The following is a 10,061-nucleotide window of genomic DNA, read 5'->3' as shown; positions in this document are numbered from 1 at the left end:
GCAGACTTGCCAGAGGTACAACGGCAGCTGCCACTTCAGGCTACTGGCGAGGCGCTGCACCTCGCGCACGCCGGCGCCCATGGCAGCGTCATCGGCGCCCTGGGTTTTGTTCAGGGCCCAGACCACAGCGTCCAATGCACGCCAGCGGCTGAGGCCGTTCCATCGGTTTGCGAATGATTGATCCAGCCTGGACTGGGCGTTACCACCCCACAGCAGGACGGTGCCTTGGCCTTCCAGCCAGAACTGCTCGGCCAAGGCCGGGCAGATGGCCTGGATTTCGGCGGGCTCGCCGATGACGAGCAAAAGGCGGACTTTGCGGCGCCATAAGAAGCCATAGCGCTTGCGCAGGCCTTGAATTATTTCTGCGAGGTCTTTCTGTTTATCGGACTCAGCAGAAGTAGGCACTGGCAATAACCTGGCACCGAGTACCAACTTGCGGATTCCCTTCTGAACGATCAGCCACGCCACTAGCGCCATGCCGAACAACAATGCCCACAGCAATAAGCCTTTGAGCAGGACATCTCGTATCACAGCACGACTGACTAGCCGAGGCTCCATCAGCAACCACCAGATCGTGGCCCCCACAGCGACAAGCACCGCCAGGATCACAGCCAGTAATAACGCCGTCGTCCCAAGGGAGATTTTCGGAGATTCAACTATTTGAGTCATCGGGTTCCACAATTCCAAGGGCCAGGGTGTGATGAGGGTCGTTCGCCAACCAGGCACAAGGCACCTGATGCTGCTCGGCGTACCACGCAGCCAGGGTTTGTACGACCATCGCCTGTAGATGCTTCAGGGCGCCGAAGTTGGCGTCTTGCACGTGCTGCCTGGTGTTCCAGCCAGCGGCAGGCAGCTCAGGCACATTCGGCTGCGCGAACGACATGCACGCGTCAGTTGGCGCGGTTAATTCGCTTTGTTGCAGAGCACGCTTGGCAACCGAAGAAAGTTGCTCGGTATCAACCGAAAACCATTCGCCGCGAGAAAAACGCACACTGCCTTCAGGGCCGAGTAACCAGAGCACCGCCGCCTCTCCTGCCGGCAAGGGACTCTCTTGCTGGATACTCGAGGACTGGCAACCGGCGCAGAGAACGCGGGCCGCTTCGGGAGCGCCCTGCAACTGGTCAATAACCGAATTCAGGGTGCACATGCCCTCCCAGGGCTCTGGCTGTTCGGGCAGTTGAACCTGGGGAGAACACAGCGTCATTTGTTCGCTAAATGCTTGCCAGGCCGACAGTGAACCCTGCCAGTAGCAACGTAGCGGCTGCACGCAGGCGTGTTCGTCACGCTGTTGGTACCACTGTAGCGCGAGCAAAATCGCTAAATTGCGCTCCCGCTCGGCAACATCATTCCCAAACACCTGGACAAGATGAATCGTGCGCCCTTCAAGCGTTGCCTTCGGCTCGGGTGGCAGGTGGTCTGAGCTGAATAGGAGGTGTGCCTGCTCAGGCGTGGTGCATGGCGCTGCTACCAGCACGGACTCGACCAGCCCTACACGCTGCCGGTGACGCACCCACCACGCCTGGCTTACCTGTTCGGCTGCGCCGTGATAGCTCTGTGCGTTGTGCCGATTGAGGCGAAAGTACAAAACGCGCAACAGCAATGCCAACAACCAAACCAGTGATGCAATGGCCAAGCCGGTAGCCGCCACGGGCGGCTCAATGATCGATCGCAACCCCACGCCCACACCGGTCAAAACAACCAGCAAGGCAACACCGCCGACCACCCAGCGTGAGTACACCGGGGCCTGGTCCAAGGGATAAGCGGCAAACTCAGGCTCAGTAATCAATAGGCCACCTCCGTGTCCGGCATTGAGCTGACCAGCGTGCATCCGCATTTGCAGCGGTGGCCATGCAGCGCTGCTGGCCGGTCGTCGATGTGCAGCAGGTCGGTGCCTTCGGCGATCTCGGTGCGGCCGTGCAAGTTGCAGCGCACGGCGTCGCCCTTGCAGGCCATCGGTTTACCATGGCACTCGTAACGCCCCTCCAGCACTTCGCCGCCAAACTCTTCCAACGTGTCTCCTTGGCGAATTACAGGTTTCATCACAACACCTCCTGATAAAGGCCGCGCACTACTTCGAACATGACTGAGGCTCCGGCAAGTGCAGCGGTGTTTTGATTGGGTATTCGGGGCTACCGTAGGCATAGCAGGAGGTCGTGACCTGGAGTTCATCGCAGGGCAGGAAGTGGACGGTGAGGCCGCAGACTTTTTGGCCGGTGTAGTCAGGTACCGGTACCGCTTTCGAGTGCCTACTCGTTTGCGCGTCAATTTGCTTTTCCCAAGCGAGATACTTGGGCCAATCTTCGTAGCCGGGGAATCCATCGGCGTATGCGACACCGCGCTCCCAATCAACACGTACCGTCATCCCCGGCTGCCAGCGCGACGGTGCTACATAACAGCAACCTCCCCCGCCACCCTGATACGGACCAATAATGTCGATACCCGAACGCCCCTCAACACTAAAGCGGTTGATCGCCCAGTGCGTGTGGTTAATGGCTTCGAGCGTGCTGGCCTGAGCACTCTGTACAAGCACAGCTCCAATCAGGCCGCAGAGCGCACCTATTACTACTCGATACGAAACAGGGTGAGACACGGGTTTTACTCCTGAAGCAGAGCATCGAAACACTGGATCAAACCGGTGCATTGCTCGCCTCACTGACCTTGGCGTAGGTGGCGTAACCCGATATCCCGCTGCCAGGCATAGGGCATCCTGGTAGCCGCGCTCCTGCTCGCACTGGCGCAGAATATTTTGTTGGACCTGAACGGTGCGGCGAGGCAAACGTCCTTTCATAGGAAACGCCGGTGGGAGCCAGACACTGGCATGTTTCACTTCGGACATGACTGAGGCTCCGGCAAGTGCAGTGGGGTTTTGATTGGGTATTCAGGGCTACCGTAGGCATAGCAGGAGGTCGTGACCTGGAGTTCATCGCAGGGCAGGAAGTGAACGGTGAGGCCGCAGACTTTTTGGCCGGTGTAGTCGGGGACGGTGACTACTTTGCTGTGCTGGCGTTTTTGCGCTCTTAATTTTCCCGCCCAAGCTTCATATTTGGCTTCGTCAGCAAAACCGGGAAAACCTTTCGAACTACCCGCTCCTGTTTCCCAGTCGACACGCACCGTCATCCCCGATTTCCAGCGCGACGGGGCGACGTAACAGCAACCTCCCCCGCCCCCCTGGTACGGACCGATGATGTCGATACCCGAACGCCCGTCGACACTGAAACTATTGATCGCCCAGTGCGTGTGGTTAATGGCTTCGAGCGTGCTGGCCTGAGCACTCTGTACAAGCACAGCTCCAACCAGGCCGCAGAGCGCACCTATTACTTCTCGATACGAAATAGGGTGAGACATAGGTTTTACTCCTGAAGCAGAGCATCGAAACACTGGATCAAACCGATGCATTGCTCACCTCACTGACCTTGGCGTAGGTGGCGTAACCCGATAACCAGCTGCCAGGCATAGGGCATCCTGGTAGCCGCGCTCCTGCTCGCACTGGCGCAGAATATTTTGTTGGACCGGAACGGTTCGGCGAGGCAAACGTCCTTCCATAGGAAACGCCGGTGGGAGCCAGACACTGGCATGTTTCACTTCAGACATGACTGAGGCTCCGGCAAGTGCAGTGGGGTTTTGATTGGGTATTCGGGGCTACCGTAGGCATAGCAGGAGGTCGTGACCTGGAGTTCATCGCAGGGCAGGAAGTGGACGGTGAGGCCGCAGACTTTTTGGCCGGTGTAGTCAGGGATGTGGACTACTTTGCTGTGGCGACGAGTTTTCGCATCAATTTCATCAACCCAAGCATAGTATTTTTCTCGATCTGCAAAGCCGGGAAACCCTGCTGAACTACCCTCCCCTGTTTCCCAATCAACACGCACAGTCATCCCCGGCTGCCAGCGCGACGGCGCTACATAACAACAACCTCCCCCGCCACCCTGATACGGACCAATAATGTCGATACCCGAACGCCCATCAACACTAAAGCGGTTGATCGCCCAGTGCGTGTGGTTAACGGCTTCGAGCGTGCTGGCCTGAGCACTCTGTACAAGCACAGCTCCAACCAGGCCGCAGAGCGCACCTATTACTACTCGATACGAAATAGGGTGAGACCTTGGCGTAGGTGGCGTAACCCGATATCCCGCTGCCAGGCATAGGGCATCCTGGTAGCCGCGCTCCTGCTCGCACTGGCGCAGGACATTTTGATGGACCTGAACGGTTCGGCGAGGCAAACGTCCTTCCATAGGAAACGCCGGTGGGAGCCAGACACTGGCATGTTTCACTTCGGACATGACTGAGGCTCCGGCAAGTGCAGCGGTGTTTTGATCGGGTATTCGGGGCTACCGTAGGCATAGCAGGAGGTCGTGACCTGGAGTTCATCGCAGGGCAGGAAGTGGACGGTGAGGCCGCAGACTTTCTGGCCGGTGTAGTCAGGTACCTGGACAACTTTGCTGTGCTGTCGTTTTTGGGCATCGATTTTGTCTAGCCAGGCATCGTACTTAACCTCGTCAGCAAAACCCGGAAATCCCTTCGAACTACCAACACCTGTCTCCCAATCAACACGCACCGTCATCCCCGGCTGCCAACGCGACGGCGCTACATAACAACAACCTCCCCCGCCACCCTGATACGGACCAATAATGTCGATACCCGAACGACCGTCGACACTGAAACGATTGATCGCCCAATGCGTGTGGTTAATGGCTTCGAGCGTGCCGGCCTGAGCACTCTGTACAAGCACAGCTCCAACCAGGCCGCAGAGCGCACCTATTACTACTCGATACGAAACAGGGTGAGACATAGGTTTTACTCCTGAAGCAGAGCATCGAAACACTGGATCAAACCGATGCATTGCTCACCTCACTGACCTTGGCGTAGGTGGCGTAACCCGGTAACCGGCTGCCAGGCATAGGGCATCCTGGTAGCCGCGCTCCTGCTCGCACTGGCGCAGAATATTTTGTTGGACCGGAACGGTTCGGCGAGGCAAACGTCCTTCCATAGGAAACGCCGGTGGGAGCCAGACACTGGCATGTTTCACTTCGGACATGACTGAGGCTCCGGCAAGTGCAGCGGAGTTTTGATCGGGTATTCAGGGCTACCGTAGGCATAGCAGGAGGTCGTGACCTGGAGTTCATCGCAGGGCAGGAAGTGGACGGTGAGGCCGCAGACTTTTTGGCCGGTGTAGTCAGGGATGGGAATAGTTTTGCTGAGTTGACGTTTTTGGGCTCGTATCTGATCCCTCCAAGCTAGGTATTTAGGTCTATCAGCAAAACCGGGAAAACCTTTTGAACTACCAACACCTGTTTCCCAATCAACACGCACCGTCATCCCCGGCTGCCAGCGCGACGGCGCTACATAACAGCAACCTCCCCCGCCACCCTGATACGGACCAATAATGTCGATCCCCGAACGCCCATCAACACTAAAGCGGTTGATTGCCCAGTGCGTGTGGTTAATGGCTTCGAGCGTGCTGGCCTGAGCACTCTGTACAAGCACAGCTCCAATCAGGCCGCAGAGCGCACCTATTACTACTCGATACGAAATAGGGTGAGACATAGGTTTTACTCCTGGAGCAGAGCATCGAAACACTGGATCAAACCGGTGCATTGCTCACCTCACTGACCTTGGCGTAATACGCATCCCAGTGCGCCTCGATGGCTTGTTGAGCCTGCGCCATACGCTGTGCATCCATGAAGGGAGGTTGAGCCGCAACGGAAGGTCCCGAGGCTGGCAAAGGCGTAGTCCCGGCAAGCATCGCCGCTTTCGCTTCAGGATTAAGCGCAAGCTCTCTTCTGCTGGCTTCGCCGAAAAACGCCATGCGCTCACGGAAATAGCTGCCCATCCACTCGCGCCCAATTGAGTAAAGAAACCAGGCGCGAGAATCGTGTACCTGGTCATCAAACAGCGCACGCAACAGCCCTGCCGGCTGCGTGGCGTTGCCGGTTTCGTCTACGGTCCCCCGGCTCTTTTCGTCCCAGTGATTACGCTGGCCAGCCGGAGGCGGAAACAGCTGGCTGACCCTGGCCCGCCCGGCCGCTTTCATCTGACGACACTCGACGCGTGCGTCGGCGGTGATGATGCGTAACACCACTACGGGCGGGGCGTTCGCCGGCAATACTCGACTCAGGCTGGAGGCCAGGTGATCGGGGTCTCGGTAAGCAGCACCGAACTCCTCGGCGGCTTCGCGCAGTTGGGTTTGCGCCATGTCCGCATCGAAGTCCTTGACCCCGGGCTCTAGTAGCTTTTTCGGCGTTCGGCCATCGCGTTCGAGGGCCAATTGCTTACGGCGGCTTTTTTCAACCGATGCCTGATTTTTATTACGCTTGGTTTTGGCTTCATCGCGAACCGCTTTGTCAGCTTCGGTATCGCTCGCCTGAAGGTAGAACGCGGTCTGCTTCAGGCTGGTAAAGGCATAACGGTCGATACGCCAGGCGGTGATCCAGCCCAACTGCTCACGTGCTGCCTGTTCCAGAGTCGTGGTGGACGTTACGGGTTGATAGCGCTCTGTCTGTTCAGTGGGTAGCGGTTGGGAAACTGGGGGCAGCCCCAGAGTCATCTGGCGCCAGGCGTTGAAGCGATTGATCAGGACCGGCGCAATACGAAACTCTTCTACGACATCAAATCCCATAGCCCGCCAAAGTTCATGGCGCAGCCCTATTGGCAGAGCATCTTCGGGGACCTTCAGCGGTGCACCATGTGCGAAGGCGTCGGCATACAAGTCATTCAGCGCGATCTGAGAAAGCAGCAGTCGGTCATCCCTGCCTATTGCCTTCCCCTGATCCCCAGGCGGATACCCACCACCCAGATCCGAGTGCACCCCCGGATAGATCACTTCCACACTATTCACCGGGTAACTGCCACCCTCACGCCGAATCGACTCCAGCGGAAAACACAGGCGTTGCTCAAAACTCGCTGCAAGGTGCAAGCACCGCTTGACCAGCCCGCCACCGGGCAACTCCTGGTTGCCATCGGCCCAGCTCATATGACCGTCCGCCCCTGGCAGGATATCGGCGATGCCCACCGAGGCTACGGTGTCCAGCAACCCCAGGTACTCCACACTCAGGGGAATCTCCAGATCATCCAGTTTCAGGAATGACCGGTAACGCATCAGCTCGTTCAACCAACTGACAAAGGCCCGAGCAGCTGCTGCGCCGCGGGAAAACCCATAGACGTACAACTTGATACCCAACAGCTTCGACGTACCGGGGTTTGGTTGTGCCAACGCAAGGCGCAACGGTTTTTCAATCGCCTTGAGTTGTTTGCTGAACACACTCGCACGGTTGGAACGACCCATCGCCCACTCCATTCCCGGCACAGTGCCCATGGCCTGGACCGCCGCCTTTAGGCTCGCGTTGTCCATTCGGGGCAGACCCAGCGTGCGCCGCAGGGCGTCGATGAGCATCAACAAACCCCAGTTGATCCGCTCTTCGCCAAACCAGGCGCCGGCCAGCCCGGCAGCGGTGAAATCCAGGTCGCCCACTTCCGCAAACGGCGTGCCGACGCCGGGCATGTAGTACTTGAAGTACTGGCCATTGCCGGTACCCGCCGCATCGGTTAACCGCTGGGCGTTGTCGCTGTGCCCGGTACCGCCGGCATATCCAGCACCGATGGTGGCACGAAACAGCCGGGCGATATTGGTCGGGTGCGGCGTCGCGGATTCATACAGATCGTTGTTCAAATTATTGCCGGTTCCGTCGAAGAACAGGCTGATATGCAACGTCTTGCAGCACGGTGGCGTAACCCGATAACCGGCTTCCAGGCATAGGGCATCCTGGTAGCCGCGCTCCTGCTCGCACTGACGCAAAATATTTTGTTGGACCTGAACGGTGCGGCGAGGCAAACGTCCTCCCATAGGAAACGCCGGCGGGAGCCAGACACTGGCATGTTTCACTTCGGACATGACTGAGGCTCCGGCAAGTGCAGCGGGGTTTTGATTGGGTATTCAGGGCTACCGTAGGCATAGCAGGAGGTCGTGACCTGGAGTTCATCGCAGGGCAGGAAATGCACGGTGAGGCCGCAGACTTTCTGGCCGGTGTAGTCAGGTACCTGGACTAGTTTGCTGTGTTGGCGTTTTTGGGCATTTACCTTTTTCTTCCAGGCAAAATATTTGGGCCTATCAGCAAAGCCGGGGAACTCATCAGCGAGTTCGCTGACTCCGCTAGCCCCAGTTTCCCAATCGACACGTACGGTCATGTCTGGACTCCAGCGCGACGGTGCTACATAACAGCAACCGCCACCGCCTCCCTGGTAAGGACCGATAATGTCGATCCCCGAACGACCGTCGACACTGAAGCGGTTAATCGCCCATTGGGTGTGGTTTATGGCTTCAAGAGTGCTGGCCAGGACGCTTTGCGCGAGCAACACACTCATGAGGGTTCCGACCAGGGCGAGGCGATACCTGCCGTCCGTGGATCTGGGCATATCGTTCATTTCCTGTCTTCGCTGGAAGGTGCCACGCACGCTTCGCGTAACCTGGTGAGCGTGTGGGCTTCACGCTGGGGATCGAGTAATAACCCGGTCTGGGTGGCATCGAGCATTGCCGCGTAACACGCCTGAAAGTGCTGCTCGGCACTCCATTCGGATGGCAATGCATCGACGAGGCTCACCATCGCCACTGCGGCATCGCTGGCGCAGCTAAGCGTATCCAACTGGCTGTCGCTCAGTTCGGTAGGGGTGAAGGCCTCGGACGGGCGCGTCGTATCGCCAGTACCCAGAAGCCGCTTGAGAAGACCGTCGCGATCCAGCCAACTCCAGAAAACAGCCGGGCGTAACCACGGTTGCTGCTGTTGGGGTTCAAGCACATGGCTGAACAGCAACGGGAACACCCGCGGGTCGTAATAACGCAACAACCCCAGGTACCCGCCATTGCGCACTTCCAGACAACGGCTAAGGTGTTCAGCCAAGGACTGGAAAGACCATAGCGAGGTCAATACCAACAATTGCGAGCGACCATCCAGGGCCTGCATCAGGCCTGCCAACCACTGGCGTTGCAGGGGCTGCGCCAAGTCGACACGCACCAGCAGCGGTGACAGTTCTTCGGCACCGGCCTCCGGCAATCCGGTGAATAATGAATACCAAGGCAGTGCAGGCTCGACACTGAGTACGCTGGGTAGCAATGGGGATTCACTCCCGGCCTGATCAATGATGATATCCACGCAAGTGATGGACACTTCCGAGCAGGACACTTCCAGCAGCTCTATCCAGGTACCGCGAGGAGCAGAAGTCATGCTTGTGCCCCCCTGGGTACGAAGCCCTGAGCGGCGGCATGTGCCTTCTTCAGGCACTCCTTGCACACTGAGCTGGGCAATTCAGGCAGCGGAAATTCCTCACTGACTCCAGGGTTCAACCGGTGCCGCCCTTTCAGGCTGACCAGTCCCGGGCCATGAATCTGGATCTCGCCTTCGGCCGTGATACGGATATAGGCGCCACCACACCCTAGGGTGATGCCGTTTTTGGCCGTTAGTTGTAAATGGCCCTGTACCGACTGCACGGTGATGTCTTGCTGGGCCATCAGCTTCATCACGTCATCGTGGGATTCGATTTCCAGGGGGCCTTTGCCGGACACCAAACGCATACCTTCTTGCTGGGCCAACAGGGAGATAGCCTGGTTAGCTTGCAGGGACATACTCTGGGCGGCGACCAGGTTGATTTCGTCGTTGCTTTGCACGTACAGCGCCTTGCCACTTTTGAGCAACAAGCTTTCCGGAGTAACCGCGCCGATTCCCTTGGGGGCACTGAGCAGGATGGCCGAGGCGTTCAGGTTTTTTGCGCTGTCCTGGAACTGTTGCAAGCCATCAATCCCCGGTTGACGACTGCGGTGAGACTGGGCGATTTCCTGCCAATCGGTGATTTGCTGCTTTGCTCCCGCGACCAAATCAGTGGCTGGCGCCATGGTGAGCACCTCGCCGGAGGCCTTGGTCTGTACATCTGTACTGATGAACAGTCCCTTGCCGGCGCGAATGCTGCCCCAATCATCGGTGCGCAGCTCAAACCCTTCCCCGCGTTTTTCGCGCTTGGCATCCACCAAATGCCCAAGATTCAACTGGCTCTTGCCACTGTGCTCAGTACTGAGCTTG

At 58.1% G+C, this 10,061-nt stretch carries 11 protein-coding genes and 1 pseudogene; all 12 read right to left on the bottom strand.

The window, feature by feature from the left end; all coding sequences use genetic code 11:
- A pseudogene (locus ACZRN6_RS36085) lies at positions 1-669 on the bottom strand (ImcF-related family protein); the annotation flags it as partial.
- A complete protein-coding gene (locus ACZRN6_RS36080; RefSeq protein WP_464009943.1) occupies positions 653-1,723 on the bottom strand; it encodes a hypothetical protein in 1,071 nt (356 codons plus the stop codon). The pseudogene ACZRN6_RS36085 and the gene ACZRN6_RS36080, both read right to left, overlap by 17 nt.
- Before the next feature lie 59 nt (positions 1,724-1,782).
- Positions 1,783-2,040: a PAAR domain-containing protein gene (locus ACZRN6_RS36075; protein WP_322145332.1), complete on the bottom strand. Its 258-nt coding sequence runs from the start codon at positions 2,038-2,040 to the stop codon at positions 1,783-1,785.
- Between the two features lie 28 nt (positions 2,041-2,068).
- Positions 2,069-2,590: a DUF3304 domain-containing protein gene (locus tag ACZRN6_RS36070; protein WP_464009942.1), complete on the bottom strand. Its 522-nt coding sequence runs from the start codon at positions 2,588-2,590 to the stop codon at positions 2,069-2,071.
- 233 nt (positions 2,591-2,823) lie between these two features.
- Positions 2,824-3,345, bottom strand: coding sequence for a DUF3304 domain-containing protein (locus ACZRN6_RS36065; RefSeq protein WP_464009941.1), 522 nt, complete (start codon positions 3,343-3,345; stop codon positions 2,824-2,826).
- Between the two features lie 233 nt (positions 3,346-3,578).
- Entirely contained in the window at positions 3,579-4,088 is a 510-nt protein-coding gene (locus tag ACZRN6_RS36060) for a DUF3304 domain-containing protein (RefSeq protein WP_464009944.1), read from the bottom strand.
- A 176-nt stretch (positions 4,089-4,264) separates the two neighbouring features.
- Positions 4,265-4,786: a DUF3304 domain-containing protein gene (locus ACZRN6_RS36055; RefSeq protein WP_464009940.1), complete on the bottom strand. Its 522-nt coding sequence runs from the start codon at positions 4,784-4,786 to the stop codon at positions 4,265-4,267.
- Between the two features lie 233 nt (positions 4,787-5,019).
- Positions 5,020-5,541 (bottom strand): DUF3304 domain-containing protein, encoded by a 522-nt coding sequence (locus ACZRN6_RS36050; protein WP_464009939.1) that lies wholly within the window; start codon positions 5,539-5,541, stop codon positions 5,020-5,022.
- A gap of 37 nt (positions 5,542-5,578) precedes the next feature.
- The gene (locus ACZRN6_RS36045) at positions 5,579-7,885 is read right to left on the bottom strand and encodes a T6SS phospholipase effector Tle1-like catalytic domain-containing protein (RefSeq protein WP_464009938.1); all 2,307 of its coding nucleotides are present in this window, start codon (positions 7,883-7,885) and stop codon (positions 5,579-5,581) included.
- Positions 7,873-8,355 carry a DUF3304 domain-containing protein gene (locus ACZRN6_RS36040; RefSeq protein WP_464009937.1) on the bottom strand — a complete coding sequence of 161 codons (483 nt, stop codon included), beginning with the start codon at positions 8,353-8,355 and terminating at the stop codon, positions 7,873-7,875. The genes ACZRN6_RS36045 and ACZRN6_RS36040 overlap by 13 nt, the downstream gene beginning before the upstream one ends.
- Before the next feature lie 56 nt (positions 8,356-8,411).
- Positions 8,412-9,212, bottom strand: coding sequence for a DUF4123 domain-containing protein (locus ACZRN6_RS36035; protein ID WP_464009936.1), 801 nt, complete (start codon positions 9,210-9,212; stop codon positions 8,412-8,414).
- On the bottom strand, positions 9,209-10,061 hold an 853-nt coding region (locus tag ACZRN6_RS36030; protein ID WP_464009935.1), incomplete at its 5' end, for a DUF2345 domain-containing protein. The genes ACZRN6_RS36030 and ACZRN6_RS36035, both read right to left, overlap by 4 nt.

The sequence above is a fragment of the Pseudomonas sp. A125 genome (assembly GCF_055409485.1).
This window is presented reverse-complemented; position numbering and strand designations above follow the sequence as displayed.